This is a genomic window from Paractinoplanes aksuensis (assembly GCF_024137025.1).
GTDB classification, from domain to species: domain Bacteria; phylum Actinomycetota; class Actinomycetes; order Mycobacteriales; family Micromonosporaceae; genus Actinoplanes; species Actinoplanes aksuensis.
Genome location: NZ_JAMYJR010000030.1, coordinates 94,255 through 111,493 on the forward strand (window position 1 = coordinate 94,255; position 17,239 = coordinate 111,493).

15 protein-coding genes are annotated in these 17,239 nt (G+C 69.9%); 6 read left to right on the forward strand and 9 right to left on the reverse strand.

Annotation, left to right across the window (positions count from 1 at the left end):
* Window positions 1-41: 41 nt before the first annotated feature.
* The 3 genes from M1L60_RS27235 to M1L60_RS27245 are packed head-to-tail and all read right to left on the reverse strand — an operon-like array spanning window position 42 to window position 4,805.
* Complete coding sequence (locus tag M1L60_RS27235) at window positions 42-1,199, reverse strand: serine hydrolase domain-containing protein (RefSeq protein ID WP_253240375.1); 1,158 nt, start codon at window positions 1,197-1,199, stop codon at window positions 42-44.
* Window positions 1,196-2,866 (reverse strand): MFS transporter, encoded by a 1,671-nt coding sequence (locus tag M1L60_RS27240; RefSeq protein ID WP_253240376.1) that lies wholly within the window; start codon window positions 2,864-2,866, stop codon window positions 1,196-1,198. Before M1L60_RS27240 ends, M1L60_RS27235 begins: the two co-directional genes overlap by 4 nt.
* Before the next feature lie 46 nt (window positions 2,867-2,912).
* Entirely contained in the window at window positions 2,913-4,805 is a 1,893-nt protein-coding gene (locus tag M1L60_RS27245) for a Na+/H+ antiporter NhaA (RefSeq protein ID WP_253240377.1), read from the reverse strand.
* A 129-nt stretch (window positions 4,806-4,934) separates the two neighbouring features.
* On the opposite strand from M1L60_RS27245, the gene M1L60_RS27250 reads away from it, so the two are divergent.
* The 3 genes from M1L60_RS27250 to M1L60_RS27265 all read left to right on the forward strand — a co-directional run bounded on the left by M1L60_RS27250 (window position 4,935) and on the right by M1L60_RS27265 (window position 7,627).
* Window positions 4,935-6,032 (forward strand): sensor domain-containing diguanylate cyclase, encoded by a 1,098-nt coding sequence (locus M1L60_RS27250; protein ID WP_253240378.1) that lies wholly within the window; start codon window positions 4,935-4,937, stop codon window positions 6,030-6,032.
* 136 nt (window positions 6,033-6,168) lie between these two features.
* Complete coding sequence (locus M1L60_RS27260; RefSeq protein ID WP_308208544.1) at window positions 6,169-6,783, forward strand: RDD family protein; 615 nt, start codon at window positions 6,169-6,171, stop codon at window positions 6,781-6,783.
* A 55-nt stretch (window positions 6,784-6,838) separates the two neighbouring features.
* Window positions 6,839-7,627: a hypothetical protein gene (locus M1L60_RS27265; protein ID WP_253240379.1), complete on the forward strand. Its 789-nt coding sequence runs from the start codon at window positions 6,839-6,841 to the stop codon at window positions 7,625-7,627.
* A gap of 8 nt (window positions 7,628-7,635) precedes the next feature.
* Here M1L60_RS27265 and M1L60_RS27270 read toward each other — a convergent pair whose 3' ends face one another.
* On the reverse strand, window positions 7,636-8,271 hold the full coding sequence (locus M1L60_RS27270; protein WP_253240380.1) for an NAD(P)-dependent oxidoreductase: 636 nt from the start codon (window positions 8,269-8,271) through the stop codon (window positions 7,636-7,638).
* Between the two features lie 74 nt (window positions 8,272-8,345).
* Here M1L60_RS27270 and M1L60_RS27275 point away from each other — a divergent pair, with 74 nt between their 5' ends.
* Window positions 8,346-8,936 carry a TetR/AcrR family transcriptional regulator gene (locus tag M1L60_RS27275; RefSeq protein WP_253240381.1) on the forward strand — a complete coding sequence of 197 codons (591 nt, stop codon included), beginning with the start codon at window positions 8,346-8,348 and terminating at the stop codon, window positions 8,934-8,936.
* 155 nt (window positions 8,937-9,091) lie between these two features.
* Complete coding sequence (locus M1L60_RS27280) at window positions 9,092-10,189, forward strand: GNAT family N-acetyltransferase (RefSeq protein WP_253240382.1); 1,098 nt, start codon at window positions 9,092-9,094, stop codon at window positions 10,187-10,189.
* A gap of 6 nt (window positions 10,190-10,195) precedes the next feature.
* Here M1L60_RS27280 and M1L60_RS27285 read toward each other — a convergent pair whose 3' ends face one another.
* On the reverse strand, window positions 10,196-10,738 hold the full coding sequence (locus M1L60_RS27285; RefSeq protein WP_253240383.1) for a carboxymuconolactone decarboxylase family protein: 543 nt from the start codon (window positions 10,736-10,738) through the stop codon (window positions 10,196-10,198).
* A gap of 190 nt (window positions 10,739-10,928) precedes the next feature.
* The gene (locus tag M1L60_RS27290; protein ID WP_253240384.1) at window positions 10,929-11,591 is read right to left on the reverse strand and encodes an HAD family hydrolase; all 663 of its coding nucleotides are present in this window, start codon (window positions 11,589-11,591) and stop codon (window positions 10,929-10,931) included.
* 30 nt (window positions 11,592-11,621) lie between these two features.
* Here M1L60_RS27290 and M1L60_RS27295 point away from each other — a divergent pair, with 30 nt between their 5' ends.
* Window positions 11,622-12,344, forward strand: coding sequence for a siderophore-interacting protein (locus tag M1L60_RS27295; protein WP_253240385.1), 723 nt, complete (start codon window positions 11,622-11,624; stop codon window positions 12,342-12,344).
* 221 nt (window positions 12,345-12,565) lie between these two features.
* Here M1L60_RS27295 and M1L60_RS27300 read toward each other — a convergent pair whose 3' ends face one another.
* From M1L60_RS27300 to M1L60_RS27310, 3 genes are read right to left on the reverse strand one after another with little or no spacing between them, the layout of a single operon-like run.
* A complete protein-coding gene (locus M1L60_RS27300) occupies window positions 12,566-12,931 on the reverse strand; it encodes a hypothetical protein (protein WP_253240386.1) in 366 nt (121 codons plus the stop codon).
* A gap of 17 nt (window positions 12,932-12,948) precedes the next feature.
* Complete coding sequence (locus M1L60_RS27305; RefSeq protein WP_253240387.1) at window positions 12,949-14,733, reverse strand: carbohydrate-binding module family 20 domain-containing protein; 1,785 nt, start codon at window positions 14,731-14,733, stop codon at window positions 12,949-12,951.
* A 9-nt stretch (window positions 14,734-14,742) separates the two neighbouring features.
* Window positions 14,743-17,112, reverse strand: a complete 2,370-nt coding sequence (locus M1L60_RS27310; RefSeq protein WP_253240388.1) for an alpha-amylase family glycosyl hydrolase — start codon at window positions 17,110-17,112, stop codon at window positions 14,743-14,745.
* Between the last annotated feature and the right edge of the window lie 127 nt (window positions 17,113-17,239).

The window sequence follows — 17,239 nt, forward strand, 5'->3', positions numbered from 1 at the left end:
TTCCATCGTCGAGCGTCCACACCCCATGCGCGAGACGCTGGTCAGTCGTCGATCGCCTGATACACGGCCGTCCACAGGTCGGTCCAGAGCGGCAGGGTCTGGTCGCCGGCGTGCGCCCGCTGCACGATGAAGATCGCGGTCAGGTCCTCGGCCGGGTCGTTGTACCAGGCCGTGCCGTAGTAGCCGGGCCAGCCGTAGGCGCCGGCCGACAGCCCGAGGCGGTTCTGGCTGGTCTGGACGGACATGCCGAAGCCCCAGCCCCGATCGGCGAAGTAGTCCGGACGGAAGCCGGAGACCGCCTTCTGGGCCGGGGTCAGATGGTCCGTGGTCATCAGCCGCACCGACGGCCGCGAGAGCACGCCGCGGCCGCCCGCCATCAGAGCCGAGGCGAAAGCGAGATAGTCGTCGGCGGTCGAGGCGAGCCCGCCGCCCCCGTTCTCGAAGGCCGGCTGCCGGCTGAGCAGCCCGTCGGGGCCGTCCTCGATCTTGGTGGCCACTTCGGCGTCGTACGCGGTGGCGAACCGGGCCATGCTGCCCGGGCTGACGACGAAGCCGGTGTCGGTCATGCCGAGCGGTTCGAACACGCGCTCGCGCAGGGCCGCGCCGAAGCTCGTGCCGGTGGCCCGGGCGATGAGCTCGCCGGTCACGGCGGCGGCGGTGTCGTACAGCCAGCGCTCGCCGGGCTGGTGCACGAGCGGCAGCGCGCCGAGCCGGGTCAGGAAGTCGGCCGGGGGCGGGAAGCCGATGTCGTCGAGGGCGTCGGCGATCGGGACGGTGCCGGGCTCGGCCGGGACCATGCCGGTGCCGAGCGTGTACGTCAGCAGGTCACGCAAAGTGATCGCCCGCTCGGCCGGGACGGTGTGGTCGAGCGGCCCGCTCGGGTCGGCCAGCACGGACATGTTGGCCAGCTCGGGCAGGAACTCGTCGACCGGGTCGTCCAGGCGCAGGGTGCCGTCCTCGACCAGGGTCATCGCGCAGGCAGAGACGATCGGTTTGGACATGGAGGCGATACGCACGATCGTGTCGGTGGCCATCGGGGTGGTCGCGCCCGGGCCCTCGTACGCGAGGTAGCCGGTCGCCTCGACGTGCACCTGGCCGCGGCGGGAGAGCAGCGCGAGCATGCCCGGGGCGAAACCGTCGTCGACGCGGCGCTGGAGCTGGGTGCGCAGGCGGGTCAGGCGCTTCGGGGCGAAAGTCACTGAGGTTTCCTCCGGGCTCGGCGTGCGGCGATCAGAGTCCACACTAGATCGATCACGATGATGAAGGTCCAGCTGCGACCGGCGGCGTAGACGAAGGACTCGCCGCCCTCGCGGGTGCCGTTGAGGGCGTCGCCACTGCCCCGGGCCAGGTCGAGCAGCCAGGACTCGGCCAGGACGAGCAGCACGATCTGGGCGATGGTGTAGATCGCGGCGTGCTCGATGAGCCTTCGGTACGGAGATCGGGCCGGTTTCGGCTCAGGCCGTGGCTCGGCACCCGTTGCGTCCCCGGCCGGCGTGGCGCCGTGCCGAGCTCTAACGGGCGGGACCTCTGCAGGCGTGTCGACACGCGAGGCGTCCGCAGGGGACATGTTGGCATGCGGGGCGTCTGCAGGCGGCGTGTCGACACGCGTGGCGTCCGCGGGGGTCGTGTCGGCATGTGGGGTGTTCGGCGAGGTCGTGTCGGGATGCGGGGTGCCTTCCGGTTTCGGGGCGACGACCGGTGGGGGCGGCGGCGGTATGTCGGGCACGCCGACGGCGCGGACCGACCACGGCACGAGCACGGCGCCCGAGAGGATCACGGCGGCGGCCACGGCGCAGGCCAGCGCCCAGGAAGCGGCGTCGTAGAGCACCCCGGCCGCCACCGAGCCGATCAACGCGCCGAGCAGGACGGCGGCCTCGTAGGCGCCCATCCCGCGCCCGACCCGCGCGCCCGACGCCTCGGCGATCACCGCCTGCTGGATCGGGATCACGGCGGCCCAGGCCACCCCGCTGAGGATCCACAGCCCGGCGATCACCACGACCGGCGGCGACCAGGCCAGGGCGGCCGCGAACACCGCCGACGACACCGAGGCCACGGCCAGCACCCGCGTGCGCCCGTAACGCACCACGAACCGGTGCAACCACGTCGGCAGCAGCGCCATGACGATCGCGCCGGGCAGGAACACGTACGCGATCTGGACGACCTCGAGCTCGAAATGCCGTTGCAGGTGCAGCAGGAGCAGCAGCCCGATCGCCGCCTCGGCCGCGATCGTGATGACGACCGCGAGCAGCATGGGCCGCAGCCGCCGCCAGGTGCTCCCCGGCAACGGCGGCGCCGGCGGAACCACCCGGGCCGGCGCGCTGAGCAGGGCCGCCGCCGCGAGCAGACAGGCGGCGGCGCAGGCCAGGAAGACGTAGCGATAACCGGCGACCTGCAACAGCGTGAGGCCGGCCACGAAGGCGATCCACGACCCGTTCTCCTCGGCCGCGGTCAGCTTGGCGAACACGGCCGAGTCCTCGGCCAATCGCTCGGCGGCCATGGCTCGTACGGAAACCCAGAGCAACGCACCACCCACGCCGCCCACCGCGGCGGAGCCGAAGGCGATCGCCAGATCGCCGGCGAAGGCGTAACCCACGCAGGACAGCGCGTAGAGCAGCGCCCCCACGGCCGCCACCCGCCGCCGATCCCGGACGTCGGCCAGCCACCCGGCCACCGGCCGAGCCGCCATCGACACCGCCAGCTCGACCGCGACCAGCAGCCCCACCTGCGTGGCGCTGGCCCCCACGGCCGCCCCGGCCCACAACGGCAGCACGAAGTCGAGCAGCTCGCGCGGCCCATTGGCCAGCGCCGCCGCCCCCTGAACGCGCGCCTCCCGGACCTTGGCCGGCGCCCCCGCTACCGCTTCCACGCCCGAAACTCTAAGGGAGCCGTACGACAGATTCTGTCCGCCGAGGTCAGTGGCGTTTGGCGGCGATCTTGGCGCGGACGCGGGCGACGCGGATGGCTTCCTTCAGGGTTTGGACGTCGTACGAGCCGTAGTGGCGGCGGCCGTTGACGAAGAACGTGGGGGTGCCGGAGACGCCGCTCAGGTCGGCTGACTCGAGGTCGGCGGTGATTCTGTCCTTGCAGGTCGTCTGCATCATGTCGTCGTGGAACTGGTCCTGGTCGAGGCCCAGCTCGCCCGCGTAGCGCAGCAGGTCGGCGATGCGCAGGTGGTCCTGCTGGGTGAACATCAGGTCGTGCATCTCCCAGAACTTGCCCTGCAGGCCGGCCGCCTCGGCCGCCTGCGCGGCCAGCTGAGCCTGCGGGTGCACGTCGGTCAGCGGCAGGTGACGCCACACGTAGCGCAGGTCGTCGTCGGTCAGCAGCTCGCGCACGATCGGTTCGGCCCGGCCGCAGTACGGGCACTGGAAGTCGCCGTATTCGACCAGGGTGACCGTGGCGTCGGCCGGGCCGCGCACGTGGTCGCGGTCGGGGTCGACGTCGGGGATCAGGTCGATCAGCTCCTCGACGTCGCCCAGCAGCGCCATCGCCTTGCGCGGCCGCGGCAGCCGGTTGGTCACGAAGAAGACCGTCCACGTGATCAGTGAAGCGGCCGGGATGGCCAGCAGCAGCCCCAGCTTGGCCTCGGACAGCTCGGGCTCCTCGAAGGCCAGGTTGGCGATCAGGAACGACACGGTGAAGCCGATGCCGGCGATCGTCCCGGTGCCGAGCACCGACGCCCATCCGGCGCCCGGTCGCACGCGGCCCCGGGTCGCCAGCGTCACCAGGGCGGAGACCCCGGTGATGGCCAGAGGCTTCCCCACCACGTACGCGAAGAAGACGCCCAGCGTGACCCGCGAACCCAGCGCATCACCCAGAAAGCCGGCGTCGATCACGATGCCCGCGTTGGCCAGACCGAACAACGGCACGATCAGGTAGCTCGACACACCGGACCAGGTGCGGGTGAGCCGGTCGTTGGGGGACAGCGACTGCAGCAGGCCGATCCGGGCGAAGCGCGCGAGTTCGGGGGTGGGCTGCTCGCGGAACGAGCGGAACAGGTCGCTGGCCTGCTCGAGGTCGTTGCGACCGGGTGTGTACGCGGCGGCGGCGAGGCCGATGGCCAGGCCGGACACCACCGGGTCGATGCCGCTCTCGAGCGTCGCGCCCCACACGACCAGACAGACCGGCAGGTAGACGAACCCGCTGCGCACGCCCGCCCGCACCATGACCAGTGTCAGCAGGAACGCCAGCGCCGCCACGAGCAGCGGCATGAAGCGTATGTCGTCGGAGTAGGCGACCGCGATGACGATCAGCGCGACCACGTCGTCGACCACCGACACGGTGACCAGGAACAGCCGCGCCTGCACCGGGATGTGCCGCCCGACCAGGGCGAGCAGGCCCAGCGCGAGCGCGGTGTCGGTCGACATCGCCGCGCCCCAGCCCGCGCCGCCCGCGTGGCCGTGGTTGAAGGCCAGGAAGATGCCGATGGGCAGGGCCATGCCGACCACGCCGGCCAGGGCCGGCAGCACGAAACGGCGCCGGTCGCGCAGGTCGCCGAGATCGAACTCGCGCCGCGCCTCGAGCCCGACGACCAGGAAGAACAGCGTCATCAGCCCGCTGTTGACCCATTCCCGCAGGTCGAGCGCGATGCCGTGCCGGCCGAACTCGAGGCTGAGCTCGGTGTGCCAGAACGACTCGTAGCTGCCGTCGGACATGTTGGCCCAGAGCAGGGCGGCCACGATGGCCGCGACCAGCACACCGGCGCTGCCCGCCTCGGTGCGGAGGAAGTCGCGCAGCGGCGTGGCGACCCGATGCTTCCACCGCGTGATCTTGGTGGAGTCGTTCAGGTCGGTGGCGTCAGTCACGGATCACACCCAAGCACGCCGTAGGCCGCCCCGCCACAGTCTGTGACCTGCGCCTATTGAGACCTGCCTTTCACCGCGGCCCGCGCCGGATAAGATCCCTGGTTCGGGGACGCGGATCGGGGAGGCGGCTTGACCAGCATCGAGGATCTGTCGTCGCAGCTCTCCGACGCCCTGGCCGAGCTCGACGGCCTGCGGACGCTGCACGAGGTCAGCAAGGCGGTGCACGCCAGTCTCGACCTGACGGCGACGATGGACGCGGTCGTGCACGGCGTCACCCGGGCCTCGGGGTTCGAGGTGGCCGTGGTCAACGTGCTGCAGCCCGACGGCGACTTCGCGGTCGTCTCGGTCGACGGCACCGAGGAGATCCGCCGTTCGCTGCTGGGCACCACGACCAGCCCGGCCAACTGGGACGAGCTGTTCGGCAAGGCCGAGCGGTGGGGCTCGCTGTACTTCGTCGACCACAACAACGACATGCCCGACGCGATGATCACCTGGACATCGGAGACGTTGACCGTGCCCGCCGGCCCCGGCGGCTGGCACCCCGAGGACATGCTGTTCGCACCGCTCACCGCGCCGGCCGGGGAGCTGGTCGGCATCCTGAGTGTCGACCTGCCGCGCGACGGCCGCCGGCCCGGCCCGGTGCAGCGCGAGATGCTCGAACTGTTCGCCCAGCACGCGTCGACGGCCGTGCACCACGCCCGGCTGCACCACGAACTGGCCGAGAGCCGGGCCCGGCTGCACCACGCGGCCACCCACGACCCGCTGACCGGGCTGGCCAACCGGACGCTGCTGCGCGCGTTCACCGACGAGCTGGCCGGGCGCACGGGCGGTGAGGTCGGCGTGATGGTGATCGACCTCGACGAGTTCAAGGCGGTCAACGACGCGGGCGGGCACGACGCCGGCGACGAGGTGCTGCGGACGGTGGCGGCCCGGATGGCTGCCCTGGTCGGCCCGGACGACCTGTTGGCCCGCACCGGCGGCGACGAGTTCGTGCTGGTCGCGACGGGCGAGGGGGTGGACGACCGGCTGCGCGCCGTGGCCGAGCGGGTGCACCGGGCGCTGGCCGAACCCGTCGAGACCCGCACCGGTCCGTGCCGGGTCGGGGCGAGCATCGGTCATGCGTATGGGGAGTGCTGCACCGACTTCGCCCAGCTCGCCTCGGCCGCGGACGCCGACATGTATCGCACCAAGCAGCGCCACCGGGCCAAGCGGGCCTGGGTCGCCTAACGCCTGACCCTTTCCGCGCAGGCGCTCGAAGCCGTCGAGCATGAGGTCGAGGGTGAACTCGAACTCGGTCTGACTGTCGCACCAGCCCAGCGTCGGGTCGCCGGCCGCGTGGACCTCGGCCGCGACCATGGCGGTGATGTGCGGCATGGCCTCGGCCATGGCGGCCAGGTCGGCCTCGGCCATGTCCGGGGCCTCGGGCTTGAAGATCGCCGCGTTCGGCCTCGTGAACGCCGTCGCGGTGCTGGTCAGCGCGCGGGTCTGCGGCGGCCCGCGCCGAGCCTGGTTGGCGCCCGTCCGGCATGATCGGGCCATGACGTACGCAACGGGTGCCTCCGAGGTCCGGGTCACCGGCCGCCGGGTCGTCGCCACCATCATCGACGGCCTCATCTTCGGCCTGATCAACGGCGCGCTGGTGTCCGCGTTCGGCGTGGAGGGGACGGACTCGGGCTTCGGGCTGACCAGCTTCAACAACACCGGCACGGTCTGGCTGAGCGTCATCGTGCTGCTGTATTACACGCTCTTCGAGGGCCTGACCGGGCTCACGATCGGCAAGTGGGTCACCGGCATCCGGGTCATCGACGCCGGGAGTGGCGGGCGGCCCGGGTTGTTGTCGGGCTTCGTGCGTACGCTGCTGCGGTTGATCGATGGTTTCCTCGGCTACCTGGTGGGCTTCCTGATCGTCATCAACTCGGACCGGCGCCGCCGGCTGGGTGACATGGCGGCCAAGACACTCGTCGTCCGCTCCCGCTAGCTTCTTCTTGCCGGCCGAAGCTGCGGGCGGGGTGGATTGGTCCTAGGGTGGGCGCGTGCTGCTCAATGCCGAGCCCGTGCGCGTCCTCGGGGACGCTGACAATCCGCGGCTGCGCTTCTCCTCCTCCCCGTCGGAAGAGCGCTCCGATCCGCGCCGCCTGCTGTTCGTCGACGACAAGCCGGCGTTCGAGCTGTCGTTCTGGTGCGGCACGTGCCAGATCCTCTTCCAGCGGCAGGAGGGTTCGACCGAGACGTTCTCGGCCGAGGGCGACGACCTGATCGAGGCGTTCGGCTCGTTGCTGCCGCGGGGTGACTACCAGCCGCTGCAGCTCGAGATCCGGCCGCGCCTGGTGCAGCCGTCGCGGCCGGGCGACTACTTCGCCGAGGAGCAGGTGGCGACCTGGGGCCTGGACTCGTTCTGGGGCTTGCCGGTCTACCCCCGAACCCCCTATTACCGTACGTTCGAGACCGCGATCGACGACAACGCGCACCTGTACGAGTTCGTCGTCCCGATGGTCCCGCCGAGCTGGAACGAGCGGGCCCAGGTCGAGAAGTACGCCTCCGACCTGGCCGACGGCGAGGTCGCCACGGCCGTGGCAGTGTCGATCCTCGACGTGAGCCTGCCCGCCACGGACGACGGCTCCGACTACTACTCACACTGGGCGCTGACCCACTTCCTGCTCGACGGCCACCACCGCATCCAGGCCGCCGCCGAATCCGACCGCCCCATCCGCCTGCTCTCGCTGCTGTCCGTCGACCACAGCCTCGGCGCCCCCTCCGCGGTCGCCCGCGTGCCGGCGCTGCGCGCCCAACCAGCCCAGTCCCGAACCCCGCACCCAGCCTGAGTGCTCGTTCACCGGGCGACCGAGGTGGTGGCGCGGACGGTGGTGGGGTCGGTCAGGGTGTGCAGGATGTGGGCGGCCAGGTCGGCTCGGGTGATCACGCTGGCGCGGGGGACGTTCTGGTTGATCGCTGTGCGGTAGTTGCCGGTGGCGGGCGCGTTGATGAGGCGGGGCGGGCGCACGATCGTCCAGTCCAGATCGGTCGCCTGCACCAGTTCTTCCATGTGGCGCATGTCGGCGTACGCATGGCGGAGCACTCGGCCCAGCACTGGCTTGATCACTGCGCGGACGAAGGCGCCGTCCTGACTGTCGATGTGCATGCCGCTGTTGCTGACCACGACCAGCCGGCGCACGCTGTTCTGCCGCATGGCCTCGATGATCGATCGGGCGCTGTCGGTGCAGACGGTCGTGGGGGAGCGGGCCTCCCGGGAGCCGATCGCGGAGATCACGGCGTCGCGCCCCTCGAGGGCGGGGGCGATGGCGTCCGGGTCCATCACGTCGGCCGCCAGCACTTGCAACGACGGCGCCTCGAAGGCCAGTCGGGTCGGGTCGCGGACCACCGCTGTCACATCATGACCGCCCGTGCACGCCTGCCGGACGACTTGCTCGCCCGTGCCACCTGTGGCCCCGAAAATGGTGAGTTTCATGGCTTCTCCCGGTTGGTGAGTGCTCACTAACCACTATGGTTAGTGAGCACTCACCACCCTGTCAAGGAGCGCTGTTGAGCACCCGCGAACGCATCGTCACCGCCGCCGCCGAGGTCATCCGCGACCGCGGCCTGGCCCGGGCCACCACCAAAGAGATCGCCCGCGCGGCCGGCCTGTCCGAGGCGGCGCTCTACAAACACTTCCGCGACAAGACCGACATCTTCCTGGCCGTCCTGGCCGAACGCGGCCCGACCAACCTGGTCGCGGTGCTCGGCGCCCTACCAGAACGCGTCGGCCGGGAACCCCTCACGACGGTGCTACGCGACGTGGTGCTCGCGGCCGCCAACGTCTACGACCAGGCCTTCCCGATGGCTGCCTCGCTGTTCGCCGAGCCGGCCCTGCTCGCCGCCCACCGCACAGCTCTGAGCGAACGCGGTATCGGCCCGCAAATCCCCAGCCAGGCCCTTGCCGCCTACCTGCACGCGGAACAGCAGATCGGCCGCGTATCCGAGGACGCCGACCCGACGGCCGCAGCGATGGCGCTGCTGGGCGCCTGCTTCCACCGGGCCTTCCTCGGCCACTTCACGGAGCATTCGACAGACCTGCGCAAATTCGCCACCACCCTCATCGAAACAGTCCTGGCCGGCCTCACCCCACGCCCATGAACACCAGCGGCCGGCGTCGACCGCACCGTCGAGAGCGTGGCCGGTAAATCAGGTGACAGGGGCGGGTGGCTGGGGCAGCATGACGGCGCCACGGAAGTCGACAGGGAAGGAGGGCGCATGTTCACGCATCGCGAATCGACGCCCAGGAGGCTTCGTTGTTCCGCACCATGGTCGAGTCCGACCTTGATTTTGTTCTTTCCTGTCTGACCGAGCCGTCCGTCAACACGACGACCGCCGAGCGGTTCGTCGCCTATCTCGACAGCGGTAGCTATCGCCCCGCCTGGACCTGGCTCGCCTTCGACGGCGACGCTCCGGTCGGGCTGGCCGTCTGGTGGGGGTTTCCCGACGGTGAGCGGCCACTCGCCCTCGACTGCCTGTGGGCCGCGCCGGGCGTCGCCGATCCCGTCCCGATGTGGGCCGGGCTGATCCGCCAGGTGCCGCCGCCGGCCGAGTACCACATCTTCACCCAGCCCGACAGGCGCGACGATCCGCAGATCACCACACGCCTCGCCGCCGCGGCCGAGGCTGGTCTCACCACCGTCACCGAGCGTTTTCGGTACGAATGGACGAGCGCTCAGCCGCTGCCGGAGCGCTCGACCCGCCTGACGTTCCGGCCCGCCTCCGACGAGGAGTTCGTCGACGCCTTCGAACAGATCTCGGTGGACAGCCTCGATGTGGCCACCCGTTCCGGTGTCGCCCGGATCGGTGCCCACGCGCAGGCCCTCGAAGACGTGGACGACTACAAGTCGATGCGCGGCCCCCGCGAATGGTGGCGGCTCGCTTACGACAATTCCGGCGCCCTGGTCGGCTGCGCCCTACCCTCGGCCAACGACGGCGGCCCAGTGGTCGGCTACGTCGGCGTGCTCCCGTCCCAACGCGGCCACCACTACGCCGACGACCTGCTCTCCGAGATCACCTGGATGATCACCGAAGCCGAAGCCGAAGCCGAAGCCGAAGCCGAAGCCGAAGCGGATACCGGGGCTTACGCGGACGCCGGGGCCGGGGCTGATGTCGATGCCGACGCTGCGGGCGATGCCGAAGCCGAAGCGGATACCGCAGCTGGAGCGCATGCCGGGGCCGGAGCCGATGTCGGTACCGAAGCCGCGGCCGCAGGCGGTGCGGAAGCCGATGTCGTGATCGCCCTCGGAGCGGTCACGATCCGGGCCGACACCGATAGTACGAACGCGCCGATGGTGGCCTCGTTCGAGCGGCTCGGCTACCGCCGGTTCGCGTTGCGGGTGGTTGCCTCGTAGGGGAGTTCAGGCGAGGTAGCCGCTCTCGACCACGCGGGGAGCGGCTGCCTCGTACGGGGTCCGGTCGGTGGGGGCCAGCGTGCCGAGTGCGTCGACATAGCGGTTGAACATGCTGAAGGCGGCCGCGATCAGCACCACGTCGTGGATCTCGGCGTCGGTCGCCCCGGCCGCCCGGGCGTCCTCGATCAGCGACGGGGTCACGTCGTGCCCACTGACCTGGGTGGCCGCCGCGATCTTCAGCAGCGCCCGGAGTTTCTCGGGGATCGGGGCGGTCGACGGGTCCGCGCACACCTGGTCGACCAGCGGCCGTCCCTCCTCAAGCTGGGCCGCGGCGAACGCGCCGTGCGAGTGGTGGCAATAGGTGCAGTCGTTGCGGTCCGAGACGTAGGCCGCGACCAGCTCCCGCTCGCCCCGGCTGAGCGTGCTCGGCCCGCGTAGCAGAGCCTCGGCCAGCTCCATCAGCGGCCGCCCGGTGGCGGGCCGGTAGCGCAGCAGCCCCCGGATCCCCGGGTTGACCGTCTCATCCAGACCCAGATCGATGTATGCCATGCGACGATCCTGCCCGGTCCAGCGCCGCCTGGACCACGCCGCGGCCCCGCGCGGCGACAAGAGCCCGGCGCGGCGACAAAGGCCCGGCGCGGCGACAAAGGCCCGGCGCGGCGACAAGAGCCCGGCGCGGCGACAAGAGCCCGGGCGCGGCGACAAGACCAAGGCCGAGCGCAGCACCGGGGGACACGACCTACGAGAGAGCGGCCTGCGGCAGAAGCTCGTCGAGGGCGCGGATCACCCCTTCGGCGGAACGTGCGGCCGAGCGATCGAGCGTGACCCCGTGATACCCGAGCTCCCGTGCCGCCGCGACGAGGGCGGGATCGTCGTCGACGAAGAGGCATGACGGGGGCTCGAGCGACAACAACCGGCTGCCCTCGGCGTACATGCGGGGGTCAGGTTTGCGGCACCCGAGCACCTCGGAAATGGCGAAACCATCGAAGTAGTGGCCGATGTCGAGCCCTGCGAACGTCGCTTCGAGGCCGGCCCAGTTGTCCGAGACGACCGACATGCGCAGGCCGGCTCGGCGGAGGCGTTCGAGGGTGGGGCGGGCGTCGGGGTAGAGCTCGATCACCGGGCCGGCGGCCGGCGCCTCCAACTGCTGCAGGAGTACGGGTGACGGCTCGATGCCGAGCACCGTGAGCATCGTTCGGTGGTAATCCGTGCGGTTGGCTGTGTCGGCGCTCGCATCGAGAAATTCCTGACCGGCCCGAACGGCGTACGGGAAGAGGTCTTGCCGCATTTCGGGGTGGTGCGTGACGACGATGCTCTCGAAGTCGTAGCGGGGATTCCAGCGGCCGCCGACCGGACGGGTCAGCACGCCACCGGCGTCGAAGAGAACTCCGCGGATGGGCATTCACCAAACCCTATCCGTTAGGGTCTCGCGGTGAGTTCTGCGCGGCGTGCCTCGATGCCCACGCGGGTGCGGTCGGTACGCGACCTCACGCCGGCCATGCGCGAGATCGAGCTGGTCGGCCCCGACGTGCCCCGACTGCGCATGCGACCCGGCGCGCATGTCGTCGCCCGCATTCCCGACGGCGACACGATCGCGCGGCGCGTCTACTCGGTCTGGCGCCACGACCCGCGGTCGTCCCTGCTGGTGCTGCGCGTGGCCCTCCACGACGCCGGCGGCCCCGGCTGCACGTGGGCCCGCACGGTCACTGTCGATAATCGCCTATCGATTGAACCGCCCCGCACCAAGATCACCATCGACGAATCGGCCCGGTTCCACCTGTTCATCGGCGACGAGACGGGAGCCGTCCCGCTGCTCGCCATGCGCGCCGCCCTGCCCCGCGCCGCCGCCACCTACGGCGTCTTCGAGACCACTGATCCGTCCGACGAGGTCCCTGATTTCGAGGGCCGGGCTCCTCTGCCGTGGGTGCACCGGGGCCAGGCGCCGGCGGTGGCATCCCGGGTCCTGCTGCGCGCCGTCCAGGATCTCGACCTGCCCACCGGCCCCGGCGCCGCCTATCTGGTCGGCGAGAGCGACACCTGCCGCCTGCTGCAGCGCCACCTCGTCGAGCAGCGCGGCTGGAACCGCCACGCCATCCGCGTCCAGCAACAGTGGGCCCCCGACCGCCCCGGCTTCGGCGCCGGCCGGGACGACTGACGGCGGGAACGCGGCGAGCGCCGGCGCGAGTGGGCGTGCCCCAACAACTCGCTCGGCCAGCGCCCGCTGAGCGCCACGCCGGCGGACAACAGACATTGGGCCCTGGTCACGCGCCAGGGTGACCAGGGTGATCAGGGCGCCTCGGCTCCCCGCCGCCGACGATCACCATGACGTGGTTCCGGGCTCCCCGTGGACCCCGGTCGTCGTCTGCTCAGCCCGCTTCAGCCCTGCGGGTTGTCGTCGCAGCCCGGGTCGTGATGGCGGCCGTCCTGCTCCCATGCGTCCTCGAAACGGAGCCCCAGCTCGTCCGGGAACCATGACGTTTCTTCGGCGGTCACCACCAGCAGTCCGTGTGCTCCTACGGGTTCGGTGATGGCGGCCTTCAGGTCGGCCGCGCCGGTGTCCGGGACCAGCCAGCGGTCGGTGCGGATGGTGGCGTGGCCGTCGGTGTTCGCGACGATGTGGCCCCAGACGGCCTGGTCGGCGCAGCTGATCATCCCGGATTCGGCGATGCTCGCCGCGGGCTGCGTGGAGGTGCAGCCCGCGACGAGCATCGCCACGGTGAACAACACTGCGGACCGCGTCATGCGGTCCAGTTAAGCAGTCAGGACCGCCAGCTGTCGTTGACTGTCAGGGTGCAGGCCGAGCCGGTGTTGAGGGTCCGGTTGCCGCCGGACTCCCAGGCCACCGACGAGCCGTTCTTCTTCACGTACTTGTACTCGACGGCCGTGTTGGCGGGCAGGTTGACCGTGCCCCGCCAGACCGGGTAGGTCGCCGAGGACAGGGCCACGCCGCCGCTGGTGTTCCAGTTGCTGAGCTCGGCCCGGTTGCCCAGGACGAACACGTTCTCGCCCCAGACCGTGGTCGCGTTGGCGGCGAACGTCACCGCCACCGTGGTGCAGCCGGTGGGCGGCGGGGTGGTCGGGCCGGTGCCCGTGCCGCGGGCGTTGATGTGCAGTGCGAGCATGCCGTTGGCCGGGACGGTCGCGGTGAATTGGCCCGAAGCGTTGACCGTGTACGCCGTACCTGTGCAGGCGCCGTTGGCGAAGTCGCCGTTGGCCACGTCGCAGTAGGTTCCGGCGGGCAGCGACGTGCTGAACGTGCGGTTCAGTGACCCGCCCCGGTTGAAGACGGCGTACGCGTTGGATCCGCGCCCGAAGCCGATCTGGTTGCCGCCGTTGGACCACCAGTTGGTCAGGCCCGTGCCCGCGGCCGCGTTGTGGAAGCCGACCAGGTTGGCCGTCGTGCGCCACCGGTGCTCGCAGGCCCAGCCGGACGAGCAGTTGACCGCGGTCGTGGTGCCGTTCGAGGTCGCGGGCGGCCCGGCCTCGGGGTTGCTGAACGTGAACGACGACATGACGGCCGGCGTCCCGTACGGGTAGGCCAGCATGAACGCCTCGGCCAGCGCGTAGTTCGTGCCGTCCTTGTAGGTCAGCTTGGCCCGCCCGTTGCGCTGGGTGTCGTGGTTGTCGATGAAGGCCACCGCGTCGCCGCTGGACAACAGCATCTGGCTCGGCAGGTTTTGCAGATTCTGCAGGTTGCCGTCACGGAAGGCGTTGCCGACCACGTCGCCGTAGCGGAACTCGGTCACGTCACCGATGCCGGTGTACTCGGTCGGGCTCGGCTCTCCGGCCCCACCCTCGATCGTCTCCTGGAAGAAGTACGGGTTGCCGTTGAGCTGCCCGTAGATCGCCTGCAGGTCGGCCACCGGCATGTGCTTGGCCGCGTCGACCCGGAACCCGTCGACGCCCAGCGAGATCAGGTCGTTCAGGTACGCGACGAGCTTCCCGCGCACGTAGGAGGATTCGGTCTTGAGGTCGCTGAGGTCGACCAGTTCACAATTCTGGATCTCCCACCGGTCACCCCAGTTGGCGATGTCGTCGTTGCCGTTGCGCCCGCAGTGGTGGAAGTCGTCATTTCCGAACGGCACCGCGGGGTACGAGTAGTGGCTGTACGACGTCCCGGCCGAGCCCGTGCCCGTCGAGGCCCCGCCGGCCATGTGGTTGATCACCGCGTCGACATAGATCTTGACGCCGGCCGCGTGGCACGTGCTCACCATGTTCGCGAACGCCGCCCGGTCGCCGCGCCGCGTAACCAGCTGGTAGCTGACCGGCTGGTAGTCCTGCCACCACGGGTAGCCCGCGCTCGGCAGCACCACGTGCTCCTGCGGCGGTGACACCTGGACGCCCCCGAAGCCTTTCGGCCCGAGCACATTGGTGCATTCCGAAGCGACCGACGCCCATGGCCATTCGAAGAGGTGCACGATCGCGTCCCGCGCGCCGGGGTTCGCGTCCGGTTTGGCGTCGGCCTGTTCGGGCCGGCCCACCACGGCGATCGCGACCACCGCGGCCAGCAGCGCTGCTATCAGCGGTGCGGCGTATTTCTTCATCGATTCTCCTTACTTCAGGTACGGGCCGTCGGACCCGACCTTGCCGGGGGCGGGGTTGCCGGAGAGCGTGAGCACGTAGGCGCGCAGATTGCCTTTACCGCTGACCGAGGCGGCGAGAGTGCCGTTCGTGACCGTCTTGACGTCACCGGTCACGGCGTCGGTGTAAGTGCCGTCGGGAATACCGGTGAACGTGGCGCTGCCGGAAATGGTCACCAGCACGAAGCTGTCGGTGCTGCCGTTCGTGTAGCGGCGCTTGAACGCCATGTTCCCGCTGACGCCCTCGGTCGAGTACTGGCCCATCTGCAGCGCGGGAACGGCCCGGCGGATCTGGTTGAGCCGTTGCAGGTGCTTGACGAGCGGTTTCGACAAGGTCGTGGCGACCGCGCCGCTCGCACTGCTGACCACGCCGTAATCCGAGGCGGTGACCGATCCGGCCACGTGGTCGCCGTAATACGCGCGGCCGGTGGTGGCGAGCGGACATGTCGGGCCGCAGTCGATGCGTTTACCGGCCTGGAACTCGATCTCGGAGCCGTAATACAGCGTCGGAATGCCGCGGAACGTCCACATCAGCGCCATGTTCTCGGCCCAGGCGTCGGTGCCGCCGTCATAGCGTACGGAGGACTTGTTGGGCCCGTAGTCGTGCGAATCGACATAGACCGTGTTGTAGGTCGCGTCGTTCACCGAGTCGTCGGTGTCCTTGCCGTTGTTGAAGGCGTTGGACGCCTCGCCGAAGTTCATGTGCATGCGCATGTCGATGATGTTCATGCCGCTGAACTGGCTGCGGTCGGGCGCGTGATAGCTGTTCCCGCTCAGGAAGGCATTGGTCGACGTCGGCTGGTTGCCCGAGCCCTGCCCGTTCTCGTAGTTGTACTGCTCGAGCGCGGCCTGGGTGTCGTCGGCGCTGTAGTCGCGCCGTTCCTTCCAGGTGAAGAACTGGGCCGAGTGGTTGACCGAGCCCCGGTTCCACTTGTCGTGCACGAACGCGGCCACCTCGCCGAACACGTAGAAGTCGTCGGCCTTCCGAGCGCCGTACTTCTGGGTCAGTTTCTGCTTGATGGCCGGCAGGAAACGGCGGTTCCAGGTGACGCGGGGAATGTGCACGGCGGTATCGATGCGGAAACCGTCGACGCCCATCTCGATGTACCGGTTGTAGACGTCGATCAGGTATTGCTGCACCGTCGCGTTCTCGGTGTTGAAGTCGGCCAGGTCCTCGTGGAGCCAGCACGACCGGGCGTCCTCACCCTCCCAGTTGCCGATCCAGCACTGGTGAAAAAGGTTCGCCGGGAACATGCCGCTGGTCGGCGACGGCCATTGGCAGTTGTGCACCGTGTAGCCCTCGGCACTCTTGCCACCGGTCGGCGTCCCCCAGTTGCGGCAGGTGTTGCCGGCCGGTTCGGCCGTGCTCCAGAGGTCGCCGTTGTAGGTGCGGCCCGCCGCGTTCTCCTCCAGGGGGTCGTACTGTTTGCCGTCGACCTTCGTGCTGTAGAAGGCGTCCCACTGGCCGTCCTGAGCGCCCCACACCTTGGGAACGAACAAGCCGTTGGCGCCCCACCGGGAACTGTGGTTGTAGACGACGTCCTGGTAAATCTTGATGCCCTTGGCGTGGGCCCGGTCGATCAGATCCTGATAGCCGGCACCGGGCGATTCGAGCCGTGTGTCGACCCGGTGGAAGTCCCAGCCGTGATAGCCGTGGAAGTCGTAGTCGGACCGGTTGAGCACGACCGGGGTTACCCAGAGGGCCGAGAAACCGAGGCCCTTGATGTAATCGAGTTTGTCGATCAGACCCTTGAAATCACCGCGGAACATCGGGTCGTCGGTGGCCGCGTTGCCGGATTTGACGTGCTGGCTGCCGCCGCGGTTGTTGCTCGCATCCCCGTCGGCGAACCGGGCCGTCATGACGAAATAGATGCTCTCCTTGCGCGGGTCGCCGCCGAGCATCTCGCCGCTGGTGACCGGCGTCGTCGGGGGAGGTGTGGTCGGCGGAGGAGTGGTGGGCGGAGGCGTCGTCGGTGGCTGTGTGTTCGTGCACGGATCGACGGCGGAAACCACCCCGCCCGACACGACCACCGTCCCGAGGCCGGTGCTGTAGTTGCGGCCAGAGTTGTTGTCCCAGGTGCCGGCGCCGTTGTTGAAGGTGATCTGGAGTCCGGAGGCCGACCCTGTGTCGAGATCCTTGCGGTACCAGCCGGTGCAGGCTGCATCCATGCGGACCCCGGGCACGGCTGTCCAGGATCCTCCGGTCGGCGCGTAGTGGATGTTGACCGTCGACCACGTGGCCGGCGGTTTGTAGTAGACCGTCGCGGTGGTGGCCGCGACCGCCGCGACAGGCACCAGCGCGAGGCCGAGGGGGACGGCGAGGAGCCATCGGGGCAGGGGCACGGGTTCCTCCAACGACCTGGGGTTTCAACGACAGGCATCGCTGCATGGGAACCGCGGCACCGCTACCACCAGGGACGGATCCGGTGACAGGGACGTAATCCCGCGTTCACATTGGAACGGACCATAG

Bases quoted from the DNA above. Each gene is read 5' to 3' on its own strand.
- M1L60_RS27290 (WP_253240384.1), bottom strand. From the start codon at position 11,591: ATGCCCATCCGCGGAGTTCTCTTCGACGCCGGTGGCGTGCTGACCCGT.
- M1L60_RS27270 (WP_253240380.1), bottom strand. From the start codon at position 8,271: ATGAAACTCACCATTTTCGGGGCCACAGGTGGCACGGGCGAGCAAGTC.
- M1L60_RS27260 (WP_308208544.1), top strand. From the start codon at position 6,169: ATGTGCGGCATGGCCTCGGCCATGGCGGCCAGGTCGGCCTCGGCCATG.
- M1L60_RS27285 (WP_253240383.1), bottom strand. From the start codon at position 10,738: ATGGCATACATCGATCTGGGTCTGGATGAGACGGTCAACCCGGGGATC.
- M1L60_RS27305 (WP_253240387.1), bottom strand. From the start codon at position 14,733: ATGAAGAAATACGCCGCACCGCTGATAGCAGCGCTGCTGGCCGCGGTG.
- M1L60_RS27300 (WP_253240386.1), bottom strand. From the start codon at position 12,931: ATGACGCGGTCCGCAGTGTTGTTCACCGTGGCGATGCTCGTCGCGGGC.